We start from the raw sequence: 25,662 nt of genomic DNA, 5'->3' as shown, positions 1-25,662 counted from the left end.
CTCGAGCCCAAGACCCGACATGGCCACCGGCCGCTATCTCGACACCCGCCAATTCCAATCCCTCCTGGCCGATCTGCGACTCACGCGGACTTCCGCCCAGGCGGGCCTTTTGGAGTTCCTCGAGAGGCAGGGCATGGTCACGCCGGCCGCGCGGATCTTCTGGCCTCGCGCCCTCGTCCTCGAGGGCCGCGAGGTCGCGTCCGACCCCACCCCTACCCCGGAGGAGCGAGAGTGGACAGACGCCTTGGAGAAGGCGCTTCGGGCTTGGTCGCGCCACGACGCGCCACCAGATCTGATCCACCCTCTGGACGACCCGGACCTTGGCCCAGCGCGGGGGCTGATCCGTCAGGGCGAGGTCCCGTTCGAACCATGGGAGACCTTCAGGACCAACATTCGCCCCGAAGGCGAGACGCCTCTGTACGTCCATGACGCGGTCGACACCTTCTATCACGACTGGCAGGCGTTGATCGTCGCCGACGCTCTGCGGTGCGGGGTCCGGTTGATCTTCGACACCCGGCGGCCCGAACTGCTCGAGGTCGCCATGCGGGGAGACTTCGCCGATCTTCCCGAGCGCTCCAGCTATGTTCAGACGTCGTTCGAAGCGCCCCGCGGACTTCGGGACGGCCACACTTGGGCTCCCTTTTTCGACGCGGCCGCTCGCCTCGACGTGGCGCGTGAGCGCCAGCTGATCGCGATCAGCATGGCGCATGGCGGTCAGCCGGGCCCGATGACCGAGTCCGATACTCAAGCTCTGACGGCGACCTTGTCCGTCGCCGCCAAGGCGGCCCTGGCGCCTCTCGTCGCCGACTGGCCGAAGTTGAAGAGTTTTGTCGTGTATCTATGCGAGCGCTGGGACGAGTTCACCCGCCGAGGCGAGAGCGCCATGGCCAACGAGTATCGGCGCCAGATCCAGCGCGCGGTCCGCTTGGCCGTCGCCGGCTTGGACATCGAGACGGCGTTCATCATCACCGATGTCGGCCGGGTCACCGGCCACTTCGACGACACTCTCAACGTCATCTTCCCTGATCTGGAGGACGAGGCGCGCGACGCGGTGCTCCGCTCGCTGCTTCATGTGATCGTGCCGGCGGCTCCCGCCACCTCGCCGGATCTGACGGTGGACGAGGCCGCCTCGGTCGATCTGGTGGACTGGCTCGAACGGACCGACCAATGGAAGGTCCACATCGCCATCCAGCAAATCCTGCAACATCAGTTTCAAGGCGACACGCTCGACCACGCGGGTCTGGCGAAGGAGGTGGAGTCTCTCGGCACCACCTTCGAGCATTGTGTCGACAGCCTACTCGCCGAGGCCGGACTGTCAGCCAGCGGCACCCTCTGCCCGAAGGTCCAAAGGCTCTGGAAGAATGTTCCGGACGTGGTCGACGATTACTGGGCCAACAAGGGGCTGACCAACACGATCAAGGCCGCCCGCGCCACTCAGATCGCGGCGATCGACTCGCTGGCCCTCGCGAGCCCGAACGCGGGTGTGACACGCGTTCTGTTGAAGGGGGTGCTGTATCGGAATGAGGGTACTCACGGTGGGATGAAGGATTGGGACGAGGCCGAGATCCACGAAGCCTCCCGCGCCAGCCTCTTGGCGATGCTCCTCTGCAGGAAGGCCTTCGTGACGCGTCCGCCAACCCCATAGACGGCGCGCCTCCGCGCACGCGCCCCCCTCCGAGCGCGTCTCTCGCGGGCCCCCGCGCGAGGGCATAACTTCCAAAGGGTCGCGGAGCCGACCAGCCGTGAACGGCTATCGACATGGTTCAGCTTGGCGAACCCGCCCTGCCGACCGGTGGCTGGGGCCGGGCGACACCGGGATGCTACGGGTTCCGGCCGTTCCGTCTTTCGCGATTGAGTCGGACCGGAACCGCTAAAGCCCCGGAGGTGACGATGACGGAGCCTCGGCTCCTGACCGAAGACCAGGCCGCCGCCTATCTCGGGGTGCCGGCGGCGACGGTGCGGAAACTTCCGTTCGGCCATGTCCGGCTCGGGACGCGTCACCGCTACGACCGCAAGGCGCTCGATGCGCATCTTGACCGCATGGCCGGACTGGATTCTCCTAGGGAACCGAACGTGAACAAGGCCAATGCCGAACTCGCCCGATTCATTGCCGATCACCCGCATGTTGCCGGGGGTCCATAGGATCAAGCGCGCCAAGGCGAACCGGGTTTTCGAATACTGGTACGCATGGCGCGGCGGTCCGCAGATACTGGCGGCCCAAGCCGCCAGCGTGCGGTCGCTCGCGCGGGAAGTCGCGCGCAAGGCCCCGGCGGCGATCGAGGCGTATCGCTCGCAGATCAAGACCGAGAAGAGCGTTGCCAACGAGGAGACTCTCTTCAGCCTGATCACGCGCTATCTCGGTCTGATGCATGAGGACAAGGCGCTCGCGCCGCGGACGAAGACCGACCGGCGCAAACATCTGGACGTCGTCCGTACTGAACTGGGCGACCTGACGCTCACCGCCCTCACCGCGCCCAAGGCGCGATCCTTCTTCCTGACGTGGCGGGACAAACGCGCCAACACGCCCAAGACCGCCGATGAACTGCTCGGGGTGCTGTCGCTGGTCCTGAACTGGGCCGTGAACCGCGGCGAGCTCACGACCAATCCGGTCGCCAACTTCCCTCGCATCTACAAGGTCAACCGCGCCGACATCATCTGGGAGCCGCATCATCTGGAGACCATTCTGGCCCAAGCCGACCCGCCGATCGCGGCGGCGATCCGTCTCGGGGCGGTAACGGGGCTCCGCAAGAACGACCTGATCGCCCTGCCCTGGTCGGCGGTGAAGGAGCACGCCATCGTCTGGCAGACCGGCAAGAGCCGGGGCCGCAAGAGCGTGGTCCTGCCAATCACCGACGCCGTGCGGGAGGTCTTGGACACGCTGGAGCGCGGCGACTGCCCGACCGTGCTGGCGACTTCGGATGGCGAACCCTGGACGCCGCCCGGTCGGGGTCTTGACAGCGGCGTCCAGCGGGCCCGCGACGACGCCGACGCGGCGGCCCGCAAGGAAGGTGGACCCAACGCCACCGCTGGCCTCGACGGGCTGCGCTTCCACGACCTGCGCGGCACGGCGGCGACAAGCTACATCCTGGCCGGCCTGCCGCTGGACGACGTGGCGACAATCCTCGGCTGGGAGCTCAAGCGGGTTAAGGAGATCGCCCGCCGCTACGTCACCGGCGAGGCCATAGGATTGGGCATGATCGCGCGCCTGCAGGAGACCCAGAACAGACGGCCAACTGTAAAACCCAGTGTAAAACCCACCTCCCTCAGGAGGGGTCAAAAGCGCTCAAATGCAGTGAGGGCGGTGGCTGGGGAACTAGGACTCGAACCTAGAATGACGGTACCAAAAACCGGAGTGTTACCATTACACCATTCCCCAGCAGGACCGGCGTCCCCAGGGCCTCGGCACCGGGGAGGCGGTCGAATACGCCAAGGCGTCGGGGGATGCAACACCCTCTTTCGGGACTATTTTTCGAAGCCGAAAAAGCATGCTTGCAGGCCCCGAAACCCGTCGCTATAAGCCCGCCTCCAAGTCGGAGTGTGGCTCAGTCTGGTAGAGCACTGCCTTCGGGAGGCAGGGGTCGGAGGTTCGAATCCTCTCACTCCGACCATTGGATTTTCGGCGTTGCCAGAGCGCCCCGTGTCAGTCCGGTTCGCCGTCGACGTTGGCATCCCGAAACCGGTGCGGCACCTCCAGCGGCTGAAACGCCAGGGCCACCAGCCCGCACAGCACCGCCATCACGATCAGCCCAGCCAGAATTTCCATCGCGTCCTCCTGACGGAACAACGCGATGCGATGCAGGCGGTTGCGCGGCTCTAGCCGGCCTTTGAGGCGGCCTCGGCCAGACGGGCGCTCACGGCCTCGATGGTGCGTTCGCCAAGCGCCTTTCTGCGGGCCAGGAGTTCGGGCGAGCCGGCGTCGTAATCAGCCATCAGCCGCTTCACGAACGACCCGTCCTGGACGTCCGACAGGACCCCGTCCATGGCCGCCTTCGACGCTTCGCCGATGACGCGGGGGCCGGTCAGGTAGGCGCCGTATTCGGCCGTGTTGGAGATCTTGGCGAAGGCCCCGGCGATGCCGCGCTCGTACATCAGGTCGGTGACCAGCTTGACCTCGTAGAAGCACTCGAACCAGGCCACCTCGGGCGGATAGCCGGCGTCGACCAGTTTCATGAAGGCCGTGTCGATCAGTTCGCCGACGCCGCCGCAGAGAACCACCTGCTCGCCGAAGAGGTCGGATTCGCACTCGGCGGCGAAGGTGGTCTCCAGGATGCCCTTGCGACCGCAGCCGAGGGCGGCGGCGTAGGACAGACCCAGGGCGTGGGCGCCGCCCGTGGCGTCCTGATGCACCCCGAACAGGCAGAAGACCCCCTCCCCGGCCTCATAGAGGTCGCGGATGCGCGGGCCGATGCCCTTGGGCGAATCGAGGATGACGTCGATGTCCGCGCGCGGCGTCACCAGACCGAACCGCACCGACAGGCCGTGGGCGAAGATCAAGGCGGCGCCCGGCTTGATGTTGGGCTCGATCTCGTCGCGGTAGAGGTCGCGGTGCGCCTCGTCGGAGACCATCATGGCCAAGACGTCGGCGCCGGCCGTGGCCTCGCCCGCCGTGACGACCTCGAAGCCGTCGGCGCGGGCCTTCTCCCGCGTCGCCGAGCCTTCCTTCAGGCCGATGACGATGTCCGCGACGCCCGAGTCGCGCAGGTTCAGGGCGTGGGTCCGGCCCTGGCTGCCGTAGCCGATCACGGCGACGCGCTTGCCCCGGATGATGGAAAGGTCGCAGTCGCGATCGTGGAAGACGGGGAGCGGATTGGGTAGTGTCTGGGTCATGACCGTTCTCATAACCCCTTCGTCCGTCGTCGCCTTCTGGAAAGAGGCGGGTCCGCAGAAGTGGTACGCCAAGGACGAGGCGTTCGACCGCGAGTTCCGCGACGCCGGGCGGGCCCTGCACTGGGCCGCCGCGCGGGGCGAACTGGCCGACTGGAACCAGACGGCGGAGGGGTCGCTGGCCCTGATGATCCTGCTGGATCAGTACCCGAGGAATTCCTATCGCGGCACGGGGCATCAGTTCGCGACGGACGGTCTGGGGTTGGCCTATGCGCGGCAGGCCTGGGCGCGAGGGTGGCCGCAGACGTTCGATGAGGACCTGCGCCAGTTCTTCGTGACCCCGTTCGAGCACTCGGAGGTCCTGGCCGATCAGGACGAGGGGGTGCGGCTGGCGACCGGGATGCCCGAGGTGCTGAAGTACGCCCACGTCCATCGCGACATCATCGTCCGCTTCGGCCGCTTCCCACACCGGAACCGGGCGCTGGGCCGCGAGACGACGGCGGAGGAACAGGCCTTCCTCGACCAGGGCGGGTTCGGGGGCTGATTGGACTCCGGGAGGACCGAGTCCAAAGAGTCCAAATCTTCAGGTTGGATGAACGGAGCTCTGTTCAAGATATTGAACTCGTTCGGGACTGCGTCTCGCGTTCGGCCGCCCGTCGGATTGCACTCAGCCTGACCTCGGACCTCGACTATCGGCACATTCCTGTGAGCAACCGAATCGGCCGCGTGTCGCCAAGGCGAATCAGCGGCATTCTCAGCCCCATGAACGCCCATGTGATGATCGCCGACCTGGAAGCCCGCACCGGCGCCGCGCCGGCGGACCATCCGGAGTTCCAGTACCTCAACCTGCTGCGCGACATCCTGGACAACGGCGTGCGTCGCGACGACCGGACGGGCACCGGGACGCTGGGCGTGTTCGGCCGCCAGATGCGGTTCGACCTGTCCAAGGGCTTTCCCCTTTTGACCACCAAGAAGCTGCATCTGCGTTCCATCATCGTGGAACTGCTGTGGTTCCTGCGCGGCGAGACCAACATCCGCTGGCTGAAGGACAACGGCTGTTCGATCTGGGACGAATGGGCCGATACGGACGGCGAGCTGGGTCCGGTATATGGGAAACAGTGGCGCTCCTGGGCCGCGCCGAATGGTGAGTCGATCGACCAGATCGAGCGGCTGATCGAGGGGCTGAAGACCAATCCCAACAGCCGTCGCCACATCGTCTCGGCCTGGAACCCGGCCGATATCGAGGACATGGCCCTACCGCCCTGCCACTGCCTGTTCCAGTTCTTCGTCGCCGACGGCAAACTGAGCTGCCAGCTGTATCAGCGCTCGGCCGACGTCTTCCTGGGCGTGCCGTTCAACATCGCGTCGTATGCGTTGCTGACGCATATGATCGCCGATCAGGTCAAACTCGATGTCGGCGAGTTCGTGTGGAGCGTCGGCGATGCCCACATCTATCTGGACCATATCGAACAGTCGAAGCTGCAGATCACGCGGGACCCACGAGCCTTCCCGGCTCTTGAGATGACCAAGCGACCCGACCTGTACTCACACGAGTTCGGTGATTTCCGGTTCCTCAACTACGAACCTTGGCCTCACATCCCCGCAAAAGTGTCGAAGTGAGCCGCAAGCCGGCGGTCTTCCTACTGGACGGCTATGAGGCCCTACCCCATATTAAGGCCCAGGTTGCGGTCTAGGATTCAGCCATGTCAGCAGGGAAGCACGTCGTACCCCGCCCCAACGGCGAGTGGGCGGTCCGCAACAGCGGCGCGGCCAAAGCGACGAAAGTTTTCGGGACCCAGGCCGAAGCGATCAAGTTCGGACGCAGCATCGCCCGCCGAGACGGCGTCGAATTTTACGTTCACCGCAAGGATGGGACGATCCGCGAGCGCGACAGCTACGGCCGCGATCCTTATCCCCCCAAGGGCTGAAGGCGGCGCGATTGCCGTTCGAGCGAAACGTCTTCATCAACTGCCCATTCGACAACGACTATCTGTCGCTGCTTCGTCCCATCGTCTTCTGCATCTATCGTCTAGGCTTCCAGCCTCGCATCGCCTCCGAACGGCTCGACGGTACCGAACCCAGGATCGAGAAAATTCTCGAGTTGATCGAAGATTCCCAGTTCGGAATTCACGATCTGTCACGGATCAAGGCTGGCAAGGCCGGAGAGATGTTTCGCCTGAACATGCCTCTGGAACTCGGCCTCGATATCGGCTGCAAGCGCTTCAAGGGTGCCGATGACGAGCGTTGGCGCACCAAGAAATGCCTGATCCTCGAGACTGAACGCTACCGGTACCAGGCGGCGTTATCCGATCTCTCCAACTCCGACATTGTCGCGCATGGGAATGATCCACTTGAGGCGTTCACCGCCGTGCGCAACTGGCTCGATCAGGAAGCCAGACTTGATATCGACGGCCCGTCCCGCCTGTGGGACCAGTTCACAGATTTCGTGGCGGACAACGACGACAGCCTAGTCGCTCGCGGCTTTTCGCGGCGGGACATCGACCGTCTTCCGCTGTCGACGCTGATGAGAAGCATGGAGGTCTGGGTGGCCGATAACCCGCTATGACCCTCTCCGATCTCTCCGCCTCCGTCGCCCGCATCTCCGACATCTACGCCCGCGAGCACGGCATCGACCGCTCCGGCGACTGGGCCATCCTGAAGCTGCAGGAGGAGCTGGGCGAGCTGACGGCCGAGCATCTGCGCGTCAGCGGCCGGGCGCGCGGCGAGGCGGACCCGAAGGCGCTGGCCGACGAAGCCGCCGACGTGCTCGGCATGCTGCTGATCTACTGCGACCGCGCCGGGATCGATATCGAACAGGCCATGCAGGACAAGTGGCTGCACTGGCTGGAGCCGAAAGCCTGATCGTTCAGGCGTCCGGGGCCGTCATGGTCATGCCGCGCAGTTTGTTCGACAGGTCGGCGTCGGCGTGGATGCGTTCCAGGGCGATGGTGTTCTGGAGCGCGCCCATGGCGACCTTGGCGCGATAGACGACGACCTCTCCCGCCCCGGCGCCGAAGCGTTCAACAGCGGGCTTGTTCTGTTTCCCGGCCAGGGCGGCGAAGGCCAGCTCCATCTCGTGCGACCCGACCGACAGGGGGATGGCGGTGAAGCGCGGGCTCTTCAGCTGGGCGACGATCTTGCCGTCGACGGTGACGTTCAGTCCGGCGGCCATGCCGACGAAGCCCTCGCGCATGACGATCAGCAGGGCCTGACCGGCCGGCGGGGTCAGGGAGACGGCCGCCGCCTTCTGCTCCGAACTGGCCGCCACGCCTTTCCGGTTCCCGGCCAGATTGGCCATGATGTAGGCGGTGAAGACGCCGAAGAAGCCGCCGACCATCATCGGAATGAGTCCTGCGTCCCCGCCCGCGACCGCCGCCATGAAGGCGAGCGCGCCTGAAATGACGAAGGCGACGACGAAGCCGACGATGATGGGCAGGGCGTACTTGCTCACGGAGGACCTCATGTTTCAAAGAAGGGGTCTGCCTTAAGCGAGTTCACAGCTTGACCGTTCCCTCGATTTCCCTCGTCGTCGCTCGCGCGAAGAACAATGTCATCGGCATGGATGGCGACATGCCGTGGCGGCTGCGTTCGGACCTGCAACGGTTCAAGGCGATCACGACCGGAAAGCCCTGCATCATGGGTCGGGCGACGTGGGAGAGCTTGCCTCTGCGCCCCCTGCCCGGCCGGCTGAACCTGGTGCTGTCGCGCGACCTCTCCTACGAGGAATCGGGCAAGGCCAAGGGGGCGGTGGTGGTCTCCAGCCTCTCGGACGCCCTGGACATCGCGCGGGAGACGGCCGAGGACGACGGGGTGGACGAGATCTGCGTCATCGGCGGCTCGGCCCTGTTCGAGGCCGCCCTGCCCCGCGCCAAGCGGCTCTACATCACCGAGGTGGATGCGGAGCCGGAGGGCGACACCTTCTTCCCGGCGTTCGACGAATCCCTCTTCCGCGAGGTCGCCAACGACCGTCATGATGCGGGTGATAAGGACGATCACGCCTTCACCTTCCGCATCCTCGAGCGCATCTGAGACAGGAGCCGCCCGCCATGATGACCTCCACCACCAACGAGATCTTCGGCCACCGCGTCGTGCGCCACATCGGCGTCGTACGCGGCATCACCGTGCGGTCGCGAAACGTCGTGTCCGACGCCATCGGCGGGGTCCAGTCGATGATCGGCGGCCGCGTCGGCGCCTATGTGAAACTGGCCGAAGTCGGGCGTCAGGAGGCGTTCGAGCATCTGGTCGAACACGCCAAGGCCGCCGGCGGCAACGCGATTCTGGCCCTGCGTTATGACGCGACCGAGATCATGCCGGGTGTGACTGAGGTGCTGGCGTATGGGACGGCGGTGGTGGTCGAACCTCAGTGAGGCAATAGGGAACAGGCAATAGGCAACAGGCCGAACACCGACGATCCACTCCTGCCCTTCCTCTATTGCCTGTTGCCTGATGCCTGTTGCCTCGCCTCAGGCATCGCATCCGTCCCGCAGGCCCGGTCCCACCAGCGGAAATAGAGGCCGAAGTTGGTGCGCATGTGCGTGTGATGGCGGCTGTGGTGGGTGGCGGTGATCAGGTGGGAGCCGATGCGGCCCCGCACCCAGCGATCCGGCCAGACCTCCCAGCCGCAGTGGTTCATCACCGCAGTGGCCGTCATCACCGTCAGCATGACCGCCAGCATCCAGATGTTCAGCGGGATCAGGAAGGCCAGCACCGGCAGGAGCCAGGCCGTCAGGGCCGCCTCGGCCGGATCGAAGGCGAAGCTGGCGAAGGGGCTGGGGTCGCGCGCGCGATGATGGGCGGCGTGGGCCCACCCGAAGATGCGGCGGTCGTGCAGCAGGCGGTGGGTCCAGTAGTAGTGGGTGTCCTGCACGATCAGCAGCAGGATGAAGCTGACGGGCAGCCACCAGAGGGGATAGGCCGTGGGGTCGAGGTAGAGCTTGGTCCCGCCCGCCTTCCACGCCTCCAGGGCGACCGCCGCCGGGAAGGCGTAGATGGGCGTGGAGAGGAGCGAGTATTTGATCTCGTGCAGCATGAGCCGCCGGGACGGACGCTCGCGGTTGAGGCGGGTTCCGACGCCCTTGGATGATCCCCACGTCGTCTGCCACACCGCGCCCGCGACCAGCAGATAGCGCGCCCCGATGATCAGGCTCAGCCAGACGGTGGTGATCAGGACGGCGACGACGGTCATGGCGTCAGCCTAGCGGGTCGCCGCGCCTAGTGCAGCACCGCCATGTGGCCGCGTTCGAAGTCGGTCAGTTCGGCCTGGCGGCCGTCGCGGATCTTCTGCACCCAGTGCGGATCGGCCAGCAGGGCGCGGCCCACGGCGATCAGGTCGAACTCGTCGCGCTCCATCCGCTGGATCAGGCCGTCCAGCGAGGCCGGGCGCGAACCCGCCCCGCCGAAGGCCGCGATGAACTCGCCGTCCAGCCCGACCGAGCCGACGCTGATCGTCGGCTTCTTGGTGATCGCCTTGGCCCAGCCGGCGAAGTTCAGGTCCGAACCCTCAAACTCCGGTTCCCAGAAGCGGCGCTGCGAACAGTGGAAGACGTCCACGCCCGCGTCGGACAGGGGCAACAACCAGTCCGCCATCTCGTCCGGCGTCTCGGCGATCTTCGCGGCGTAATCCTGCTGCTTCCACTGCGACAGGCGGATGATGAGGGGGATGTCGGGGCCCAGGCCCTCGCGCACCGCCTTGACCACCTCGACGCCGAAACGGGCGCGTTCCTTGATGGTCGGGCCACCCCAGCGGTCGCCGCGCGCATTGACGCCCGCCCAGTAGAACTGGTCGATCAGATAGCCATGTGCGGAATGGATCTCGGCCGCGTCGAAGCCCAGGTCGCGGGCCGCGCGCGCCGAGCGGCCGAAGGCGGCGATGGTGTCGGCGATGTCCTCCTCGGTCATCGGCTCGTATTTCTGCTTGCCGGGCATGACGAGGCCGGACGGGCTGTCGACCTGACCGAGGGGTTGCCACTCGGCCCCCTGCCCGCGCGCCGAGCCGACGTGCCAGATCTGGGGCGCGATCAGGCCGCCGGCGGCGTGAACCTCGTCCACCACCTTCTTCCATTCCGGCAGGGCCTCGCCGTGGAAGACCGGCACCCGGGCGTCGTTGCGCGCCGCCGGGCGTTCGACGACCGTGCCCTCGGTAATGATCAGCCCCACGTCGCCCTCGGCGCGACGGCGGTAGTAGGCGGCGACGTCAGATGTCGGGATGCCGTTCGGCGAGAAGGACCGCGTCATCGGCGCCATGACGATCCGGTTCGGCAGGGTCAGGCCCTTGATCGTGAAGGGCCGGAACAGGACGTCGACGCTCATGGGGAGGCTCGCTGGGGAAGGACAGGAACCGACAGGGTGACCGTTCCCGTTGCCTTTGAAAACCCTTTCGCGCTCCATTTCTTTCGTCATCCCCCGGTCGCTTCGCGCCGGAGGATGACGAAAGCTAGAGGCCGAGTTTTTGCGCCACCTTGGCCGCCACGGCGTCGAACCGTGCGGCGATCTCTCCCTCGGCCAGGGGCGCGCCCGCGTCGCCGGCCTGACGCAGCGACGCGTCCAGCGGCAGGTCGCCGAGGTAGTCGACGCCCAGACGGCCCGCCTCGGCCTCCGCCCCGCCGCGTCCGAAGACGTCGCCGGACATGTTCTCGATCAGGCCCAGCGTCGGGGTCTTCACGCGCTGGAACAGGGTGTGGGCGCGCCGCGCATCGGCAAGCGCCACCTCCTGCGGCGTGGAGACGATCACGGCGCCGTCCAGCGGCGTCTTCTGGATCAGGGTCAGTTGCACGTCGCCCGTCCCCGGCGGCAGGTCGACGACCAGGACGTCCAGCGGCGCGTCTTCGGTTCCCCAGCGGGTCTGGGTCAGCATCTGGGTGATGGCTTGGGACGCCATGGGGCCGCGCCAGATCATGGCGTCGTCGGACTTGGTCAGCAGGCCCACTGACATGGCCTTCAGGCCGTGGGCGGTGTGCGGGACGATGGCGCCGTCCTCATAGGCGGGCTGGCCCGAAAGGCCGAGCATGGTCGGCAGGGACGGGCCATAGACGTCAGCGTCGAGGATGCCGACCGACAGGCCGGAGCGGGCCAGGGCCGCCGCGAGGTTCACGGCCACGGTGGACTTGCCGACCCCGCCCTTGCCGCTGGCTACGGCCAGGACGCGCTTCACATGGGCGGGACGGTCGGTCGGCACGGGGGCCTTCGCGCGGCCCTGATCGACGGCGGCGGGCGAGAGGGAGGCCTTGCGGCCGACCGGCGCGGTCTCGGCGGTCAGGACCACGGAGACGCGGGCCATGCCCGGCATGGCTTTCAGCGCCGCCTCGGCCGCGTCGCGAACGGGGGCGTAGGCGGCGGTGCGGTTGGCCGGGACCTCGATGACGAAGCCGGCACGGTCCTCGGCGACCATCAGGCCTTTCGGCACGCCCGCGTCGATCAGCCCCTTTCCGGTCTCGGGATCGGGAATGGCGTTCAGCACGGCTTCGACGGAGGCGCGGTCGATCAAGGTCTTGTCCTTCAACGCCCGTCATCCTCGGGCTTGTCCCGAGGATCCATGCCTGATCCGCCCGGGCTGCGAAAGGCGCGACACATGGGTTGATCGCGACGATCTGATCCGCATGGACATGGACCCTCGGGACAAGCCCGAGGGTGACGGTCTAGGGAGGAGGACCATGACCCGTCCGTCCATCACATTGATCGCCGGCCCGACCGCGTCGGGCAAGTCGCGCCTCGCCCTGGAGCGTGCGCGCGCGACCGGCGCCGCCATCGTCAACGCCGACAGCCAGCAGCTGTACGCCGACCTGCGCGTCCTGACCGCCCGCCCCTCGGCGGACGAGGAACGGCAGGCCCCGCATCATCTGTACGGCATGGTCGATGCGGCCGAGGCGTGGTCGGTCGGGCGCTGGACCCGCGCGGTTCTGCCCCTGATCGACGAACTGGCCAGCCAGGGTCATCCCATCCTGATCGTCGGCGGGACGGGCCTGTATTTCACGTCCCTGACCAAGGGGTTGGCCGATATTCCTGACGTTCCGGTCGAGGCGCGGGAGGAGGCCATGGCGCTGTACGACACAGAGGGCGAGGCGGCGTTCCGCCTGCGTCTGGCGACCTTCGATCCGCCGGCCGAGGCGGCGATCGAGAGCGGCGACCGCCAGCGCCTGACCCGCGCCTTCGCCGTGGCGCGGGCGACCGGGCGGTCCCTGTCGGATTGGCGGGCGGGCACGTCGCCGCTGCTGAAGCCTGGGACCCACGACCGGCTGGTGCTGGAGCCGGAGCGGGAGACCCTCTACGCCAACTGCGACGCGCGGGTCCTGACCATGATGCAGGACGGCGCCGTGGATGAGGTCCGCGCCCTGATCGCCCGCGACCTGGACCCCGCCCTGCCCGCCATGAAGGCCGTCGGCGTGCGCGAGATCGCCGCCTGGCTGGCCGGCAAGGCGACGCGCGCCGAGGCCGTCGACACCCTGCAACAGGCCACCCGCAACTACGCCAAACGCCAGCTGACCTGGTTCAGGAACCAGTGCCGGGAGTGGCCAAGGGCCTGACGGGCGCGCCGCCAGACCCGTATTCTCGGTTAGTCAGTGCTTCGGGTGAAGCGGACGATAAAGCGCAAGCCTCCGGCCGCCACCCCTTCCACGCTCTGGGGCGACAGGCGCGCCCTGGCGGCGGCCTCCAGAGCGGCGTCGCCAAAGCCCGCACCCAACGGTTCCTCGGTAAGGACCGTGCAGGCGGTGACGCGGCCATCGGACTCCACGCTGCAGGACAGTTCGGCGCTGCCGCTGGTCAGGTCCTGCTCAAGGGCGGCGGCGGGAAACCGCAACGGCGTCGGCATCTGGGACCAGTTCGGGTTAGTGATCACCTGGGCCTGAGGCACGGCGCGCGGCTCCGGCGCGGGCTCAGGGACAGCCTCGACAACCGGGACAGCGGCGACCGGAGCGGGCGCGGCGGCGGCGATCGGGATGGCGACCGGCGCACTGACCCGAGCCGGCGCGGTCGCGACGGCCGGGACCGGCATGACGACCGACACGACGACCGGCTCCCGCTTGGCCGCCAGGGCGACCGAGCCCGTGCCGGCGACGGCGGCCAGGGCGACGCCGAGGCCCAGAAGGGCCAGGCGCGAGCGGCTCCCCGCGACGGGGGCGGGAGACAGAATGGCTTTCAGGCGATGCATAACGAAGATCCTTCTGTTGCTGGTGAAAGTCAGGGCAGGCACGTCTCCTCCCGTCGAGGCGCGAAGCGCATCGAGCAGGGAGCGCGCGTAGAGACGACGCGCGTCGCCATCGGCATGGGCGAGGACCTGAAGATCGCAGGCCTCCTCGCGGGCGGCGGCCCGGCGGTCGCGGATCGCGCGCAAGATTGGATTGATGGCGAGTGCGGTCAGCAGCACCTCCTCGATCCACAGTGCCCGATGATCGCCCCGCTTCAGGTGGGCCAGTTCGTGGGCGCAGACTGCCCGCAGCACCGCCGGGTTCGGATCGCCGGCCAGAGACGCCGGCAGGATCAGAATGGGCCCGGCGACCCCCGCGACCAGGGCTTCGCCGGCGGCGGGACAGAGACGAACCTCTGGCGGCGTCACACCCGCGAGCCTCGCGCAGGTTCCGACGACCTCGACCATCTCATGGCTGGCGGGACAGGCTTCACGCACCAGACGACGCAGCCGCAGGGTGCGACGCGCTAGTCCGGCGCCGCGCGCCAAACCCAGAAGCCCGGCCAGCCCCAGCAGGGCCCAGGCGACCTGTTCCGTGTCGATGCCGGGTGCGCGGGCGGGCAAAGCGGCGACCATCTCGACCGTCATTGTCGTGTCCGTCACGGCTGGCGCCTCGACCACCGGCCGGGGCCCGATGAGCAGGACCACCGTCAGCACGACCGGCAGGAACGGCAGATAGAGGGCGACCGCCCAGGCCCGCTCGCGCAGGACCGGATCGGCCACGCCGCGCTCGAACAGGCGAACGCCGACATAGGCCAGGGCCGCGACGACGACGGACAAGCCCAGCGACAGGGCCAGAAGCTCAGGCGTCGTCATCGCCGGCCTCCTCCGCGTTCAGCAGGGTCTCCAGCTCGGCGATGTCGCTATCGTTCAGAAGCTGACTGCCGGAGAAGGCCGCCGCCGGCAGGGCGCCGTCCATATCGAGCAAAGCCGAGAACCGCCGCATCATCAGGTTGAGCACCTCGACCTTGGGCCGGGCCTGCGAATAGACGGCCACGCCGTGGACGTCGCGGCGCGACAGCAGGGCCTTGGCCCGCATCCGTTCCAGCATGGTGCGGGTGGTCGAGGGGGTCCAGTCGAGCTGGCCCGCGATACGGTCATGCACCTCTCGCGACGACAGATCGCCGTCGCGCCAGAAGCATTTCAGAACCTCGAGTTCGGCGTCCGTGGGGGTGGTATCGGCGTTGCGCGACATGGGAACTCCGCATCTGTCGTGCGGACGCTACAACTGTCGCCCTTGAACGTCAATCGTCGCTCAACCCACCATCAACGACGCCAACAGCAGCACCAGCAGCAGCGCGCTGACCCCCTGCCAGAAGCGCACCGGCTCCCGCTCCATCAGGGACAGTTCGCGTTTCGGCGGGGCGGCGACGGCGCTGCCGCTTTCCAGGACGTGGATCAGTTCCTCGACCTCGTCGAAGCGGTCGGTCGGTTCGAAGGCGATGGCGCGCAGGATGGCGGCTTCCAGCCAGGCGGGCATGTCGGGACGGTGTTTGGAAGGGCGGGTCGGCTTCTCGAACCGCATGCGGTTGAAGTCCTCCTCCTGACCGCTCGGATAGTCGCCGGTGAAGATGCGGTAGAGGGTGACGCCCAGCGCATACTGGTCGGTCAGGGCGTCGCCCTTGTTGTCGGCGAACATCTCGGGCGCCTTGTAGCCGATCGTGCCGGGGGCCTCGGCCTCGGCGAACTCCTCGATCTTCGGCAGACGGGCGACGCCGAGGTCGATCAGCTTCAGACCGCCGTCAGCTTCGAGGATGACGTTGTCGGGCTTGATGTCGCGGTGGGCGATGCCCTGGCGATGCAGGGCGGCGACAGCCTTGGACAGACGGATGGCGATGCGAACACCCTCTGTAATATCAAAGGGTTCCTCGGCGATCCTGGCATGTAGGGTGCGGCCGACATAGAGGGGCTGGGCGATGTAGAGGCGGCTCTGGCGGCCCATGTCGAGGCCCAGGGTCTTGCCGACATAGGGGCTGTCGATGCGACGGCCGATGAAGCTTTCGCGCAGGAAGGCGCCCCGTGCGCCGCTTTCGGACAGCAAAGCCGGCTTGGGGAATTTCAGGACGACGGGGCCGCCGCCCTCCTGATCCTTCGCCACGAAGACGCGGGTGTATTTGCCGTCGGACAGCAGCCGCTCCAGCTGGAAGCGGTCGACATTGTCGCCGACCTTGGGCGGCGGGAGGATGGCCAGACCGGCGGCCTCGGCGCCGATGGCGTCCTGATCCACCGCCCCGATGCGGATGACGTCGATGACGATGGCGGTGGCGTTGTCGCGGGTCTCCTCCTCGCCCGCCCGATCAACGATGGACTGGGCGTCGGCTTCGGGCGAGGCGCGACGGGCGAGGAGCCGCGTCAGGTCCTCCTCCGACACCGCGCCGTGGACGCCGTCCGTGGTCAGGAGGAGCCGGTCGTGGGCCTTCAGCGTCACGGCCCGCACATCCAGTCGAAGATCCGGCTCGATGCCGATGGCGCGATAGAGGACATGGCTGAGGCCGGGCTGGGTCAGGACATGGTCCTCGGTCAGCCGGGTCAGGACGCCGTCGCGGAAATGCCAGGCGCGGGAGTCGCCGACATGGAGGGTCGTGGCCTCCCTGCCCCGCATGACCAGGGCCGTGAAGGTGGTGGCGGCGCCGGCCATCTCCGGATCGGACCGCCCCTTGGCGTGGAGCCAGCGATTGTAGCCCGTCAGGGCCGCAACCCCGGCGGCGGCCACGCCCTTCAGCGGGCTCTGATCCAGATAGCCGTCGATGAAGGTGCGGCCGGCCAACTCCGAGGCGATGCGCCCGCCCTTTGAGCCACTGACCCCGTCGGCGACCATGGCCAGCATGCCGTGCAGGGCCTGTTCGGACGGCGTGCCCAGGTGAACCGCGCCGAAATCCTGGTTGTCCCGGCGCGGGCCGAGTGCGGTCGCGAAGCCCGCCGCGATCTCCAGCCTGCCGTCCGCGTCCATCCAGGCCTCCCCAACCGTCAGCCTCGGGCTCGACCCGAGGATCGGACCGTCCGCACCCAGGAAGGCGAAGACGAACACGACCCTCCCATGCCTCGCGTCTTCGCACCAGCGAAGGAACGTCCGATCCTCGGGTCGAGCCCGAGGATGACGGTGTGGGGCGGCAACTTGGAATTCTCCGGCCTCGCCCCTATATTGGTCGTGCCGGGGTTCGCTCCGGCTATGGCGATAAACGCGCTTGTAATAAGCGGACCGGACCCGGGTGCGATTCCCGGCGGCTCCACCATTTCTCCCCGCGTTATCGGCGGAGGCTTATGGGGCCGACTAGCATCGACGGACGTGTAAAGAAGACTGCTTTCGCTCGTCCTGGCCCACCGTATCGGGCCATTTTCTAACTGCGAACGATAACTTCGCTGGAGAAGTCCGCCTCGCCGCGTAATGCGGTTCGGTTGATTTCGAATCTTAAGTCCTGAGGGTTCAGATCCTCAGGCGGGGCCCGGAGGGCGCCTGCCAACAGAAGCCCTCCACTTCCTCTTCCGAAGCGCCCTCCTTCTTTCTGAAAAGAATGGGCGGGAGCCTGCCAACAGAATCCCGGCGCTTTCCTCGGCATTCTGACTTTCCCCCCGCGCCCGGCGCCGCTATCTGTCGCCCCGCAGCGAGGATACCCATGGCCGAAGAGACCCCGCCCATCGACGAGATGGAGTACGAGAAGCTGGCGCAGGACGCCCTGCGCGGCGTGATCCGCTCCGCCCTCGAACGCGCGGCCAGCCCGTCGGGCATTCCCGGCGCGCACCATTTCTACATCACCTTCAAGACGCGCGGCCCCGGCGTGTCCGTCCCGCCGGACGTGATCGCCAAATATCCCGACGAGATGACGGTGGTGCTGCAGCACCAGTACTGGGACCTGGCCGTCGAGCACGACCTGTTCTCGGTCATGCTGAAGTTCGGCGGCATGCCCAAGGTCCTGACCGTGCCCTATACGGCCGTGACGCGGTTCTACGACCCCAGCGTCCAGTTCCTGCTGCAGTTCGAGGCGCCCGAGCCCGTGCCGGAACCCGTCGCCGAACTGACCCCGCCGCCGCGCACCGAGACGCCGCCGACCGGCGACGACGGTCCGAAGGTCGTGTCTCTGGACCAGTTCCGGAAGAAGTAGGGCTTTTCAGCCCGCACTCTCGCGTTAAGCTTCCCTCAGCCTGGAGGGACGCGTGCTGAGATTTGCCGTCATCGTCATCCTGTCGTGGTGGGTCGCGGGCGCGGCCCACGCCCAGACGCCCGGCCGTTTCGACGGCTGGGCCTCGGCCATCGTCGCCGCCGACTGGCGCACCAGCGATGGTCAGCCGATCCAGGCCTTCGACAATGCGCGGCGCGATCTGGTCTCGGGCTTTCTGGCGGCCGGGTTTTCGCGGGCGGATATGTATGACGCCACCCTGCGGCCGGACGTGACGCCCGTCGTCACCGGAGACGCGGCGATCCGGGGCATCACCGAGGTCGCCGGTCGGGCCCAGCGCGGGTGCCTGCTCTATTTCACCTCCCACGGCAGCCCACAGGCCATGGTGTTCGGTCAGGTCCAGAGGCTGACCCCCACCCGCATGGCGACCATGGTGAACGAGATCTGCGGCGCGCGGCCGACGGTCATCGTGGTCTCGGCCTGCTATTCCGGCATCTTCGTCGACGGTCTGGCCGCCCCGAACCGGATGATCATGACGGCCGCGCGTCGCGACCGTCCCTCCTTCGGCTGTTCGGAGGATGCGGAACATCCCTATTTCGACGGCTGCGTGATCCAGTCCCTGCCGACGGCGTCCGACTTCATCGCCCTGGCCAACGCCGCCCGCACCTGTGTGAAGACCCGCGAGGAGGCGGAAGGCCTGACCCCGGCGTCCGAGCCCCAGGTCTCGATCGGGTCGGACATGCAGCTGCTGCTGCCGACGCTGAGGTTCACCCGCCCGCCGGGTTAGGACTTCCGGGGGAAGCTCCGGATCGTGATCCGCTCGCGTTCGCCCTCGCGCCGTTCGACGAGAAGGCGGGCGACCTGGCTGTCGTCGTGGAACAGATAGCCCTTGATGGCGTCCAGCAGGGCCTTGGCGAGGTTGTCCAGGTCCATCCACGGCGGATCGCCGACATGCTCCATGACGATCTCGACGACATAGTCGCCGTAGCTGGGGCGCGAGACCCATTCCTTGCGCATGAACTCATAGACGAGCGGCTTGTAGTATTTGGCCTGGGTGGTCAGGCCGTCGATGGTGATCTCCACCACCTCGCCTTCTTCGCGCGCCCGAACCTTGCCCGTGCCGATCCAGCCGGCCGTCATCGGTCGCAGACCGCCGGGCGGGCCCCGGCCAGGGTCGCCGCGCCGATCACCACGGGCTCGGCCAGTTGTTCGTCTGTCGCCGGGGCCGTCTGGATCGCCTCGACGATCTCCATGCCCGACAGGACCGAACCGAAGGCGGCGAACCCCTGGCCGTCCGGATTGCGCGCTCCGCCGAAGTCGAGCGCCGGCGTATCCTTGACCACGATGAAGAAGCTGGAGGTCGCCGTGTCCGGCCCGTCGCGCGCCATGGAGATGGACCCGGCCGAGTGACGCAGGCCCGTGTCGCGGGTCCGCTCCAGCGGGATGGGCCCCAGGCCCGGATCGTCGCTGCCCGCGGTCGTCGCGGCCTGGATCACGTCGATTGGGTTCGGATTGTCGTTGGTCTCGGCCACCACGGTCCGGAAGAAGCTGCCGCCCGCATAGCGTCCGTCCTCGACGTAGCGCAGGAAGTTGCAGGTGGTGATCGGCGCATGGTCGGCGTCGAGTTGAAGGACGATGTCGCCTTGCGTGGTGTGCAGAATGACCAGAGGCCGCGCCGGCTGGGCCGTCGCTGCGGCGCCGGACAGGACGGCCGCCCCCACCACAAGGCCCGCCACGACCCGCTTCATCGCCCTCATACCGACCTCTTGCGACCTTGGGCGACTTGCCCGCCCCTCCCCCCGTGCTACACCCCCGCGCATCTTCCCGCCACGCCTGACGAAAGCCTTGCCGCGATGACCCAGTTCCGCACCGAGACCGACACCTTCGGCCCCATCGAAGTCGACAACTCGAAATACTGGGGCGCTCAGGCCCAGCGCTCGCTCGGCAACTTCAAGATCGGCTGGGAGAAACAGCCCCTGCCGGTCGTCCGCGCCCTGGGCATCGTCAAGCGCGCCGCCGCCGAGACCAATATGGCGCTGGGCAAGCTGGACGCGACCATCGGGAACGCCATCGTCGCTGCCGCCAACGAGGTGATCGAGGGCAAGCTGAACGATCACTTCCCGCTGGTGGTCTGGCAGACGGGCTCGGGCACCCAGTCGAACATGAACGCCAACGAGGTGATCTCGAACCGCGCCATCGAGATGCTGGGCGGCGAGATGGGCTCCAAGAAGCCGGTCCACCCCAACGACCACGTCAACATGAGCCAGTCGTCGAACGACACCTATCCCACGGCCATGCACGTCGCCTGCGCCGAACAGGTGGTGTCGGACCTGCTGCCGGCCCTGAAACATCTGCACGCCGCGCTGAAGGCCAAGTCGGACGCCTGGGCCCACATCATCAAGATCGGCCGCACCCACACCCAGGACGCCACGCCCCTGACCCTCGGTCAGGAGTTCGGCGGTTACGCCCAGCAGATCGAGAACGGCATCAAGCGGATCGAGCTGACCCTGCCGGCCCTGATGGAACTGGCCCAGGGCGGCACCGCCGTCGGCACCGGCCTGAACGCCCCCGTCGGTTTCGCCGAGAAGGTCGCCGAACAGATCGCCGGCATCACCGGCCTGCCCTTCACCACCGCCCCGAACAAGTTCGAGGCCCTGGCCGCCCATGACGCCATGGTCTTCTCGCACGGCGCCATCAACACGGTGGCCGCGAGCCTGTTCAAGATCGCCAACGACATCCGCTTCCTGGGCTCCGGCCCGCGTTCGGGCCTGGGCGAGCTGGCCCTGCCGGAGAACGAGCCGGGCTCCTCGATCATGCCGGGCAAGGTCAATCCGACCCAGTGCGAGGCCCTGACCCAGGTCTGCGCCCAGGTCTTCGGCAACCACTCGACCCTGACCTTCGCCGGTTCGCAGGGGCATTTCGAGCTGAACGTCTTCAACCCGGTGATGGCCTACAACTTCCTGCAGTCGGTCCGCCTGGTCGCCGACGCCGCCATCAGCTTCACCGACAACTGCGTCGTCGGCATCGAGGCACGCGAGGACAATATCGAGCGCGGCCTGAACAACTCGCTGATGCTGGTCACCGCCCTGAACGGCAAGCTGGGCTACGACACCTGCGCCAAGATCGCCAAGACGGCCCACAAGAACGGCACCACCCTGCGTCAGGAAGCGGTCGGCGGCGGCTACCTGACCGACGCCGAGTTCGACGAGGCGGTGCGCCCGGAGAAGATGATTTCTCCGGGCTGACCCCCTCCGGCTTCAGCCGGCGTTCTCGGAGACGGTGACCGTCTGGCCTTCCAGCTTGCAGACGTCGATGCCCCGCACGTCCAGGTCGGCGTCGTTATCGAAGTGGGCGCGGAAATCGTACATGCAGCTCTCGACGTCGTCGTCGATGGTGACGTCGATGGTCGCCCCGGGGGCGGCCGTCTGATCGCCCAGGATGTCGCGGTTCCAGGTGTCGGACGCGGCGGGCGAGATGAAGAGGTGCGTCAGGGTGTGGGTGGTCGCGTTGTCCACCTTGAACGACACGCTCTGCACCCCTTCGGCGCTTTCGCCGGTAGCGGCGGCGCTATCCGCGGCGGTTTCGTTGGAGGCCTTGGTCGTGTCTTCGCTGGACCCACAAGCGGCCAGCATGCAGAGCGCGGCGGCGGCAATCAGAATACGCATGGTTTTTTCCTCCCTGTTGGAACGGCGACGCTAGGCCGTACAGGGAGGAAATGCGATTCCGGTAACGCCGGTCGTCAGATGTGGTCAGGGCTTGTCGCGGATCGTCGCGCCGACGGGGGCAAGGGCGAGCTTGGCCAGCTCCAGATGCTTCAGGCCGAACGGGATGCCGATGATGGTCAGAAAGTCCGCGATCGCCAGCATCAGGTGCGACAGGGCGATGTACCAGCCGGCGACGATGAACCAGATCACGTTCAGACCCACGCCGAAGCAGCCGATGTCCTTGCCGTCCGCCTCGCCGCCCCAGACGACCTCGCGTCCGAAGGGCCAGAAGGAGTAGCTGGCGATCCGCCAGGCGGCGGCCGTCCAGGGCAGACCGACGATGGTGATGGCCAGGATCGCTCCGCCCAGCAGCCACAACAGACCCGAAACCCAGCCGCCGAGAATGAACCACAGGACGTTCAGGATGAAGCGGATCAAGGACGTGTCTCCCCGTCGGCGAAGCGCCGACAGACCCTAGATAGGCGAAAGGCCCCGCCGATGCAGCGGGGCCCTGGTTAAATCGTCGTAAGCCGCCTCAAATCGGGAGCGACCGCGTCGCGACCATAGGGCCCAGCCTCAAGTCGGGAGGGACCGCGTCCCGACCATAGGCGCCGGGCCTCAAGTCGGGAGCGACCGCGTCCCGACCATAGGCGCCAAGGATGCTCAGTGCGGCTTTTCGGTCCACTGGGCCTTGGCCTGGTCCTGCGTCAGGTTCAGGCGCACCTTGTCGTCGTCGACATAGTCGACCCAGCTGACCGGGATCAGGTGGTGTTTGAAGCCACCCGCGAGGTCCAGCTTGGCCAGTTCGATCTGGTCGCCCAGCACATGGTCCACCCGGCCGACGTGCCCACCGTCGGACCCGACGACTTCGAGGTGTTCCTTGATGAGGCTGATATCGACCATGGCGCTTCTCCTTGAATGCTTGCCGGTCCGGGAAACGTCCCGGTCCATGGCGGGTTTCAAACCGTGACGCTGTGGATGCGGTGACAGCCGTCGCCCTGAGCGGTTAGTCTGACCGCCTCCCCGCTCCGTTCGGACCCCTCGATGATGAGACGCTGGATCGCCGCCCTTCTCGGTCTCGGGCTGATGCTCTCGGTCTCGGCCTGCGGCACGCTGCAGCGGCCGGATGGGCCTGTGCGGATCACCGACGGCGCCCTGCTGCCGGCCCAGGATCCGCGCATTCGCTCCAGCGACACGGCGCGCCTGAGCGCCTTCTCGGACGAGATCGGCGAGCGCTTCGGCCACGGCGGGTCGATGACGATGCTGGCCCTGTCCGGCGGCGGGGCCAATGGGGCCTACGGCGCCGGGCTTCTGGTCGGCTGGACCGAGCATGGCGATCGGCCGAAATTCGATATCGTCACCGGCGTCTCGACCGGCGCCCTGGCCGCGCCCTTCGCCTTCCTGGGTTCGGAGTGGGATCCGCAGCTGAAGGCCGCCTACACCGACGGCGGGGCCAGCAATCTGCTGAGCTGGAGGAGCTTCGCGGCCTTCCTCTACCCCAGCCTGTTCAGCAACTCGGCCCTGCGCAATCTGGTCGACGAAAACGTCACGCCGGAGCTGCTGCAAGCCATCGCGCGCGAGCACGCCGCCGGCCGCCGCCTGTTGGTCGCCACGACCGATCTGGATAGCCAGGACACGATCATCTGGGACATGGGGCTTCTGGCGACCCAGGGCGACGAGAACGCCATCACCCTGTTCAAACAGGTGCTGGTGGCCTCGGCCAGCATTCCCGGCGTCTTCCCGCCCATGCTGATCGCGGGGCTGCAGCCGGACAACACCGTGGTCATGGAGATGCATGTCGACGGCGGGGTCAACACGCCCTTCCTGGCCATTCCCGAGCCGCTCTTGCTGTGGACCCGCGAACGCCAGCCCGGCGCGGCCCAGAGCGCCCTGTATGTCGTGGTCAACGGCCAGACGGAGCGGAACGACGCTCCCACGCCCGGCCGCCTGACCTCCATCCTGATGCGGAGCTACGACAGCATGTCGAAGGCCTCGCTGCGGACCCATCTGACGGCGACGACGGCCTTCGCGCGGCGGAACGGCATGGCCCTGTCGCTCTCGGCCATCCCCGGCAATGTCGAGGCGTCCAGCGCCGATTTCGATCAGGAGACGATGAACGCCCTGTTCGAACTGGGCCAGACCCTGGCGCGCGACGGCCGCGCCTGGGTCCGGTTGGACACCGCGACGATGGAGCATCCGGCGACGCCGACCGAGATCGCGCCCGACGCCGTGCCCGAGGCCCTTCGGCCCAAGACGCCCCAGACCTCGCCGACCGAACCCCTGCCGGCCCCACAGAGCTGACCATGGCCGAGATCATCAATCTGAACCGCGCCCGAAAGGCCCGCGACAAGGCCGCCGACAAGGCTCAGGCCGCCGCAAATCGGGTCACCCACGGACTGACCAAGGCGGAACGCACGGCGGCGAAGACGGAACGCGAGCGCCAGTCGCGGCTTCTGGATCAGACCAAGCTGGAGGACTGACCATGGGTGCGACCTATACGCCGAACCGACCCTCGCAGACCCGCCACGGCCTGATCGCCCTCATCGCCATCCGTCAGGCCAAGGCCATCCGCGAGCGGCGCGAGACGGAAGAGGCCGAGCGCGCGGCGAAGAAGGCGGCCAAGGCCGAGGCGCGGCCGAAGAAGCGCGGCTGGTTCCGCTAGCCTCGTCTTTCGTCATCCTCGGGCTTGTCCCGAGGATCCATGTTCCCGCAACGCGCGCGGTGCCAATTCCAACTCGGCCAGACGTGCTCCCTGATCATACATTCAGGCCGCTCAACGATGGATCCTCGGGACAAGCCCGAGGATGACGGTGGTGGGTAGCGAGCGATACCTGCCTTAGCTGACCTTCGGCGCGCGGATCAGCAGGGCCTGACCGGCCAGCACCAGCAACAGGCCCAGAAGCGCCGTCCAGCCAAACCGGGCGTCCTCGAACGCAACAGAGACCAGCATGGCGATCGGCGGCGTCAGGGCCGAGATGTAGCTGGCCAAGGCGTATCCCTTGGCCCGCGCCACCGCGAAATAGACGAGGAAGGCCACGACCGATCCCAGGATCGACAGATGGGCCAGGGAGATCAGGTAGCCGGGGGACACGTCGATGCTGAAGTGCGCGCCCGTCACCAGTCCATGCAACACCAGCATGGCCGTGCCGTAGGCCATCGCCCAGCCGGTCTGGGGCAGGATGGCCGAGCCGAGCTGCTGGCCCTTCCACGAGAAATAGTTGCCGACGGTAGAGCTCAGCACCGCGAGGAAGGCCAGGCCGATGCCCAGCACCGCCCGGTCGTCGAACCCGGCCCTCAGCGCCTCTCCGCCCGACAGCACCGCCACCCCGACGATGCCGAGGGTCGCCCCGATCCAGGCTTCGCGTGAGGCCTTCTGGCCCACGAAGACACGGAACAGGACGAGGTTCAGGAAGGCCAGCGAGGCGAAGACCACGGCCACGATGGCCGAGGTGACATGACCCTCCGCCGCATAGGTGAAGGTATAGGAGACGGCGAAAACGAACGCCCCCTGCCCCAGGGCCGCCAGATGCTGGGCGCGGGTCAGTTTCAGCGAGCGTTTCGTCAGCGCGCAGCCGACAAGGATGATCAGGGCCGCCAGACCGAACCGCCAGGTCAGGGAGGCGACCGGATCGACCGTCCCCAGCTGCCAGGTGATGGCGTACCAGGTCGTGCCCCAGATGACGGCGCAGACGACGACACCGGCGATGGCCAGAGCCCCGGCGGAGGGCCTACGCAGATCGGACAGGCTCAAGACGACTCACCGGCGACAGGATGGAATGGACGCCGTCGCAGATGCCGCCGGGCCGCCTCCGGCGCAACCGCGATCCGGAAGACTGCT

31 protein-coding genes, 2 tRNA genes, 1 other RNA gene and 1 pseudogene are annotated in these 25,662 nt (G+C 67.3%); 19 read left to right on the top strand and 16 right to left on the bottom strand.

Translation table 11 applies throughout. The features are described from left to right. Nucleotides 1-19: 19 nt before the first annotated feature. The 3 genes and pseudogenes from ACETK8_RS10005 to ACETK8_RS09995 all read left to right on the top strand — a co-directional run. Nucleotides 20-1,645 carry a hypothetical protein gene (locus ACETK8_RS10005; RefSeq protein ID WP_374035894.1) on the top strand — a complete coding sequence of 542 codons (1,626 nt, stop codon included), beginning with the start codon at nt 20-22 and terminating at the stop codon, nt 1,643-1,645. A 245-nt stretch (nt 1,646-1,890) separates the two neighbouring features. Further along, a complete protein-coding gene (locus tag ACETK8_RS10000; protein WP_374039343.1) occupies nt 1,891-2,142 on the top strand; it encodes a helix-turn-helix domain-containing protein in 252 nt (83 codons plus the stop codon). Beyond that, a pseudogene (locus ACETK8_RS09995) lies at nt 2,087-3,076 on the top strand (tyrosine-type recombinase/integrase); the annotation flags it as partial. The gene ACETK8_RS10000 and the pseudogene ACETK8_RS09995, both read left to right, overlap by 56 nt. A 226-nt stretch (nt 3,077-3,302) precedes the next feature. Here ACETK8_RS09995 and ACETK8_RS09990 read toward each other — a convergent pair. Next, nucleotides 3,303-3,376: transfer RNA gene (locus ACETK8_RS09990), tRNA-Gln, on the bottom strand. A 155-nt stretch (nt 3,377-3,531) separates the two neighbouring features. Between ACETK8_RS09990 and ACETK8_RS09985 the strand changes: the two genes are divergently transcribed. Next, nucleotides 3,532-3,608 (top strand) — tRNA-Pro (locus ACETK8_RS09985). A 32-nt stretch (nt 3,609-3,640) separates the two neighbouring features. Here ACETK8_RS09985 and ACETK8_RS09980 read toward each other — a convergent pair. Continuing rightward, the gene (locus tag ACETK8_RS09980) at nt 3,641-3,763 is read right to left on the bottom strand and encodes a hypothetical protein (RefSeq protein WP_374039342.1); all 123 of its coding nucleotides are present in this window, start codon (nt 3,761-3,763) and stop codon (nt 3,641-3,643) included. 50 nt (nt 3,764-3,813) lie between these two features. Then, nucleotides 3,814-4,827 (bottom strand): ketol-acid reductoisomerase, encoded by a 1,014-nt coding sequence (gene ilvC, locus ACETK8_RS09975; RefSeq protein WP_374039341.1) that lies wholly within the window; start codon nt 4,825-4,827, stop codon nt 3,814-3,816. On the opposite strand from ilvC, the gene ACETK8_RS09970 reads away from it, so the two are divergent. The 5 genes from ACETK8_RS09970 to ACETK8_RS09950 all read left to right on the top strand — a co-directional run bounded on the left by ACETK8_RS09970 (nt 4,826) and on the right by ACETK8_RS09950 (nt 7,686). Then, nucleotides 4,826-5,368 (top strand): DUF924 family protein, encoded by a 543-nt coding sequence (locus ACETK8_RS09970; RefSeq protein ID WP_374039340.1) that lies wholly within the window; start codon nt 4,826-4,828, stop codon nt 5,366-5,368. The two genes, ilvC and ACETK8_RS09970, sit on opposite strands and share 2 nt — an antisense overlap. A 233-nt stretch (nt 5,369-5,601) precedes the next feature. After that, nucleotides 5,602-6,444: a thymidylate synthase gene (locus ACETK8_RS09965; RefSeq protein ID WP_374039387.1), complete on the top strand. Its 843-nt coding sequence runs from the start codon at nt 5,602-5,604 to the stop codon at nt 6,442-6,444. A gap of 83 nt (nt 6,445-6,527) precedes the next feature. After that, nucleotides 6,528-6,752 carry a DUF2188 domain-containing protein gene (locus ACETK8_RS09960; RefSeq protein WP_374039339.1) on the top strand — a complete coding sequence of 75 codons (225 nt, stop codon included), beginning with the start codon at nt 6,528-6,530 and terminating at the stop codon, nt 6,750-6,752. Nucleotides 6,753-6,763: 11 nt separating this feature from the next. Then, entirely contained in the window at nt 6,764-7,390 is a 627-nt protein-coding gene (locus ACETK8_RS09955; protein ID WP_374039338.1) for a hypothetical protein, read from the top strand. Further along, nucleotides 7,387-7,686 carry a phosphoribosyl-ATP pyrophosphohydrolase gene (locus ACETK8_RS09950; RefSeq protein WP_374039337.1) on the top strand — a complete coding sequence of 100 codons (300 nt, stop codon included), beginning with the start codon at nt 7,387-7,389 and terminating at the stop codon, nt 7,684-7,686. The genes ACETK8_RS09955 and ACETK8_RS09950 overlap by 4 nt, the downstream gene beginning before the upstream one ends. Nucleotides 7,687-7,690: 4 nt before the next feature. Here the strand turns inward: ACETK8_RS09950 and ACETK8_RS09945 are convergent, their stop codons facing one another. Continuing rightward, nucleotides 7,691-8,275 (bottom strand): hypothetical protein, encoded by a 585-nt coding sequence (locus ACETK8_RS09945; protein ID WP_374039336.1) that lies wholly within the window; start codon nt 8,273-8,275, stop codon nt 7,691-7,693. A 50-nt stretch (nt 8,276-8,325) separates the two neighbouring features. Here ACETK8_RS09945 and ACETK8_RS09940 point away from each other — a divergent pair, with 50 nt between their 5' ends. Continuing rightward, on the top strand, nt 8,326-8,853 hold the full coding sequence (locus ACETK8_RS09940; RefSeq protein WP_374039335.1) for a dihydrofolate reductase: 528 nt from the start codon (nt 8,326-8,328) through the stop codon (nt 8,851-8,853). Between the two features lie 17 nt (nt 8,854-8,870). Further along, nucleotides 8,871-9,191: a YbjQ family protein gene (locus ACETK8_RS09935; protein ID WP_374039334.1), complete on the top strand. Its 321-nt coding sequence runs from the start codon at nt 8,871-8,873 to the stop codon at nt 9,189-9,191. A gap of 62 nt (nt 9,192-9,253) precedes the next feature. On the opposite strand, the gene ACETK8_RS09930 is transcribed toward ACETK8_RS09935, so the two are convergent. From ACETK8_RS09930 to ACETK8_RS09920, 3 genes are all read right to left on the bottom strand, one after another. Then, nucleotides 9,254-10,009 (bottom strand): sterol desaturase family protein, encoded by a 756-nt coding sequence (locus ACETK8_RS09930; protein ID WP_374039333.1) that lies wholly within the window; start codon nt 10,007-10,009, stop codon nt 9,254-9,256. Nucleotides 10,010-10,035: 26 nt separating this feature from the next. Beyond that, the gene (locus ACETK8_RS09925; protein WP_374039332.1) at nt 10,036-11,133 is read right to left on the bottom strand and encodes an NADH:flavin oxidoreductase; all 1,098 of its coding nucleotides are present in this window, start codon (nt 11,131-11,133) and stop codon (nt 10,036-10,038) included. A gap of 124 nt (nt 11,134-11,257) precedes the next feature. Then, nucleotides 11,258-12,307, bottom strand: coding sequence for an Mrp/NBP35 family ATP-binding protein (locus tag ACETK8_RS09920; RefSeq protein WP_374039386.1), 1,050 nt, complete (start codon nt 12,305-12,307; stop codon nt 11,258-11,260). 166 nt (nt 12,308-12,473) lie between these two features. On the opposite strand from ACETK8_RS09920, the gene miaA reads away from it, so the two are divergent. Continuing rightward, complete coding sequence (miaA, locus tag ACETK8_RS09915; protein WP_374039331.1) at nt 12,474-13,343, top strand: tRNA (adenosine(37)-N6)-dimethylallyltransferase MiaA; 870 nt, start codon at nt 12,474-12,476, stop codon at nt 13,341-13,343. 29 nt (nt 13,344-13,372) lie between these two features. Here miaA and ACETK8_RS09910 read toward each other — a convergent pair whose 3' ends face one another. Genes ACETK8_RS09910 through ACETK8_RS09900 form a run of 3 tightly spaced genes read right to left on the bottom strand, consistent with a single transcriptional unit; the run spans nt 13,373 to nt 17,033 of the window. Then, a complete protein-coding gene (locus ACETK8_RS09910; RefSeq protein WP_374039330.1) occupies nt 13,373-14,821 on the bottom strand; it encodes a TonB family protein in 1,449 nt (482 codons plus the stop codon). Beyond that, a complete protein-coding gene (locus tag ACETK8_RS09905) occupies nt 14,808-15,200 on the bottom strand; it encodes a BlaI/MecI/CopY family transcriptional regulator (RefSeq protein ID WP_374039329.1) in 393 nt (130 codons plus the stop codon). Before ACETK8_RS09905 ends, ACETK8_RS09910 begins: the two co-directional genes overlap by 14 nt. Nucleotides 15,201-15,260: 60 nt before the next feature. Then, entirely contained in the window at nt 15,261-17,033 is a 1,773-nt protein-coding gene (locus ACETK8_RS09900; RefSeq protein WP_374039328.1) for a bifunctional protein-serine/threonine kinase/phosphatase, read from the bottom strand. An 83-nt stretch (nt 17,034-17,116) separates the two neighbouring features. On the opposite strand from ACETK8_RS09900, the gene ssrA reads away from it, so the two are divergent. The 3 genes from ssrA (at nt 17,117) to ACETK8_RS09885 (ending at nt 18,907) form a co-directional block, all read left to right on the top strand. Next, nucleotides 17,117-17,481, top strand: a transfer-messenger RNA (tmRNA) gene (gene ssrA / locus ACETK8_RS09895). Between the two features lie 138 nt (nt 17,482-17,619). Beyond that, the gene (locus ACETK8_RS09890; protein WP_374039327.1) at nt 17,620-18,105 is read left to right on the top strand and encodes an SspB family protein; all 486 of its coding nucleotides are present in this window, start codon (nt 17,620-17,622) and stop codon (nt 18,103-18,105) included. Between the two features lie 52 nt (nt 18,106-18,157). Then, nucleotides 18,158-18,907, top strand: a complete 750-nt coding sequence (locus ACETK8_RS09885; RefSeq protein WP_374039326.1) for a C13 family peptidase — start codon at nt 18,158-18,160, stop codon at nt 18,905-18,907. Here ACETK8_RS09885 and ACETK8_RS09880 read toward each other — a convergent pair. After that, entirely contained in the window at nt 18,904-19,260 is a 357-nt protein-coding gene (locus ACETK8_RS09880; RefSeq protein ID WP_374039325.1) for a RusA family crossover junction endodeoxyribonuclease, read from the bottom strand. The two genes, ACETK8_RS09885 and ACETK8_RS09880, sit on opposite strands and share 4 nt — an antisense overlap. Continuing rightward, nucleotides 19,257-19,877 (bottom strand): peptidylprolyl isomerase, encoded by a 621-nt coding sequence (locus ACETK8_RS09875; RefSeq protein ID WP_374039324.1) that lies wholly within the window; start codon nt 19,875-19,877, stop codon nt 19,257-19,259. The genes ACETK8_RS09880 and ACETK8_RS09875 overlap by 4 nt, the downstream gene beginning before the upstream one ends. 96 nt (nt 19,878-19,973) lie before the next feature. On the opposite strand from ACETK8_RS09875, the gene fumC reads away from it, so the two are divergent. Beyond that, on the top strand, nt 19,974-21,365 hold the full coding sequence (gene fumC, locus ACETK8_RS09870; RefSeq protein ID WP_374039323.1) for a class II fumarate hydratase: 1,392 nt from the start codon (nt 19,974-19,976) through the stop codon (nt 21,363-21,365). 12 nt (nt 21,366-21,377) lie between these two features. Here fumC and ACETK8_RS09865 read toward each other — a convergent pair whose 3' ends face one another. The 3 genes from ACETK8_RS09865 to ACETK8_RS09855 form a co-directional block, all read right to left on the bottom strand. Continuing rightward, entirely contained in the window at nt 21,378-21,785 is a 408-nt protein-coding gene (locus ACETK8_RS09865) for a hypothetical protein (protein ID WP_374039322.1), read from the bottom strand. Between the two features lie 84 nt (nt 21,786-21,869). Further along, complete coding sequence (locus tag ACETK8_RS09860) at nt 21,870-22,262, bottom strand: YccF domain-containing protein (protein WP_374039321.1); 393 nt, start codon at nt 22,260-22,262, stop codon at nt 21,870-21,872. Between the two features lie 225 nt (nt 22,263-22,487). Beyond that, complete coding sequence (locus ACETK8_RS09855; RefSeq protein ID WP_374039320.1) at nt 22,488-22,727, bottom strand: DUF2171 domain-containing protein; 240 nt, start codon at nt 22,725-22,727, stop codon at nt 22,488-22,490. A 141-nt stretch (nt 22,728-22,868) separates the two neighbouring features. On the opposite strand from ACETK8_RS09855, the gene ACETK8_RS09850 reads away from it, so the two are divergent. From ACETK8_RS09850 to ACETK8_RS09840, 3 genes are read left to right on the top strand one after another with little or no spacing between them, the layout of a single operon-like run. Then, entirely contained in the window at nt 22,869-24,125 is a 1,257-nt protein-coding gene (locus ACETK8_RS09850; protein ID WP_374039319.1) for a patatin-like phospholipase family protein, read from the top strand. Nucleotides 24,126-24,127: 2 nt separating this feature from the next. After that, nucleotides 24,128-24,304, top strand: coding sequence for a DUF4169 family protein (locus tag ACETK8_RS09845; protein ID WP_374039318.1), 177 nt, complete (start codon nt 24,128-24,130; stop codon nt 24,302-24,304). Nucleotides 24,305-24,306: 2 nt separating this feature from the next. Beyond that, nucleotides 24,307-24,486: a hypothetical protein gene (locus ACETK8_RS09840; protein ID WP_374039317.1), complete on the top strand. Its 180-nt coding sequence runs from the start codon at nt 24,307-24,309 to the stop codon at nt 24,484-24,486. A 174-nt stretch (nt 24,487-24,660) separates the two neighbouring features. Here ACETK8_RS09840 and ACETK8_RS09835 read toward each other — a convergent pair whose 3' ends face one another. Further along, nucleotides 24,661-25,575 (bottom strand): DMT family transporter, encoded by a 915-nt coding sequence (locus tag ACETK8_RS09835; RefSeq protein ID WP_374039316.1) that lies wholly within the window; start codon nt 25,573-25,575, stop codon nt 24,661-24,663. Nucleotides 25,576-25,662 lie beyond the last annotated feature (87 nt).

Origin of the sequence: Brevundimonas staleyi (genome assembly GCF_041893865.1) — a bacterium.
In the GTDB taxonomy this organism is placed as follows: domain Bacteria; phylum Pseudomonadota; class Alphaproteobacteria; order Caulobacterales; family Caulobacteraceae; genus Brevundimonas; species Brevundimonas staleyi.
Note: the sequence above shows the minus strand (reverse complement) of the source record. Positions and strands in the feature narration are given on the sequence as shown.

What these genes read in the sequence shown, in the direction of transcription:
- ACETK8_RS09855 (WP_374039320.1), bottom strand. Translation starts at nt 22,727, where the DNA reads ATGGTCGATATCAGCCTCATCAAGGAACACCTCGAAGTCGTCGGGTCC.
- fumC (WP_374039323.1), top strand. Translation starts at nt 19,974, where the DNA reads ATGACCCAGTTCCGCACCGAGACCGACACCTTCGGCCCCATCGAAGTC.
- ACETK8_RS10000 (WP_374039343.1), top strand. Translation starts at nt 1,891, where the DNA reads ATGACGGAGCCTCGGCTCCTGACCGAAGACCAGGCCGCCGCCTATCTC.
- ilvC (WP_374039341.1), bottom strand. Translation starts at nt 4,827, where the DNA reads ATGACCCAGACACTACCCAATCCGCTCCCCGTCTTCCACGATCGCGAC.
- ACETK8_RS10005 (WP_374035894.1), top strand. Translation starts at nt 20, where the DNA reads ATGGCCACCGGCCGCTATCTCGACACCCGCCAATTCCAATCCCTCCTG.
- ACETK8_RS09930 (WP_374039333.1), bottom strand. Translation starts at nt 10,009, where the DNA reads ATGACCGTCGTCGCCGTCCTGATCACCACCGTCTGGCTGAGCCTGATC.
- ACETK8_RS09850 (WP_374039319.1), top strand. Translation starts at nt 22,869, where the DNA reads ATGATGAGACGCTGGATCGCCGCCCTTCTCGGTCTCGGGCTGATGCTC.
- ACETK8_RS09845 (WP_374039318.1), top strand. Translation starts at nt 24,128, where the DNA reads ATGGCCGAGATCATCAATCTGAACCGCGCCCGAAAGGCCCGCGACAAG.
- ACETK8_RS09840 (WP_374039317.1), top strand. Translation starts at nt 24,307, where the DNA reads ATGGGTGCGACCTATACGCCGAACCGACCCTCGCAGACCCGCCACGGC.
- miaA (WP_374039331.1), top strand. Translation starts at nt 12,474, where the DNA reads ATGACCCGTCCGTCCATCACATTGATCGCCGGCCCGACCGCGTCGGGC.
- ACETK8_RS09965 (WP_374039387.1), top strand. Translation starts at nt 5,602, where the DNA reads ATGATCGCCGACCTGGAAGCCCGCACCGGCGCCGCGCCGGCGGACCAT.
- ACETK8_RS09865 (WP_374039322.1), bottom strand. Translation starts at nt 21,785, where the DNA reads ATGCGTATTCTGATTGCCGCCGCCGCGCTCTGCATGCTGGCCGCTTGT.
- ACETK8_RS09970 (WP_374039340.1), top strand. Translation starts at nt 4,826, where the DNA reads ATGACCGTTCTCATAACCCCTTCGTCCGTCGTCGCCTTCTGGAAAGAG.
- ACETK8_RS09880 (WP_374039325.1), bottom strand. Translation starts at nt 19,260, where the DNA reads ATGACGGCCGGCTGGATCGGCACGGGCAAGGTTCGGGCGCGCGAAGAA.
- ACETK8_RS09950 (WP_374039337.1), top strand. Translation starts at nt 7,387, where the DNA reads ATGACCCTCTCCGATCTCTCCGCCTCCGTCGCCCGCATCTCCGACATC.
- ACETK8_RS09890 (WP_374039327.1), top strand. Translation starts at nt 17,620, where the DNA reads ATGGCCGAAGAGACCCCGCCCATCGACGAGATGGAGTACGAGAAGCTG.
- ACETK8_RS09910 (WP_374039330.1), bottom strand. Translation starts at nt 14,821, where the DNA reads ATGACGACGCCTGAGCTTCTGGCCCTGTCGCTGGGCTTGTCCGTCGTC.
- ACETK8_RS09875 (WP_374039324.1), bottom strand. Translation starts at nt 19,877, where the DNA reads ATGAGGGCGATGAAGCGGGTCGTGGCGGGCCTTGTGGTGGGGGCGGCC.
- ACETK8_RS09925 (WP_374039332.1), bottom strand. Translation starts at nt 11,133, where the DNA reads ATGAGCGTCGACGTCCTGTTCCGGCCCTTCACGATCAAGGGCCTGACC.
- ACETK8_RS09960 (WP_374039339.1), top strand. Translation starts at nt 6,528, where the DNA reads ATGTCAGCAGGGAAGCACGTCGTACCCCGCCCCAACGGCGAGTGGGCG.
- ACETK8_RS09905 (WP_374039329.1), bottom strand. Translation starts at nt 15,200, where the DNA reads ATGTCGCGCAACGCCGATACCACCCCCACGGACGCCGAACTCGAGGTT.
- ACETK8_RS09935 (WP_374039334.1), top strand. Translation starts at nt 8,871, where the DNA reads ATGATGACCTCCACCACCAACGAGATCTTCGGCCACCGCGTCGTGCGC.
- ACETK8_RS09980 (WP_374039342.1), bottom strand. Translation starts at nt 3,763, where the DNA reads ATGGAAATTCTGGCTGGGCTGATCGTGATGGCGGTGCTGTGCGGGCTG.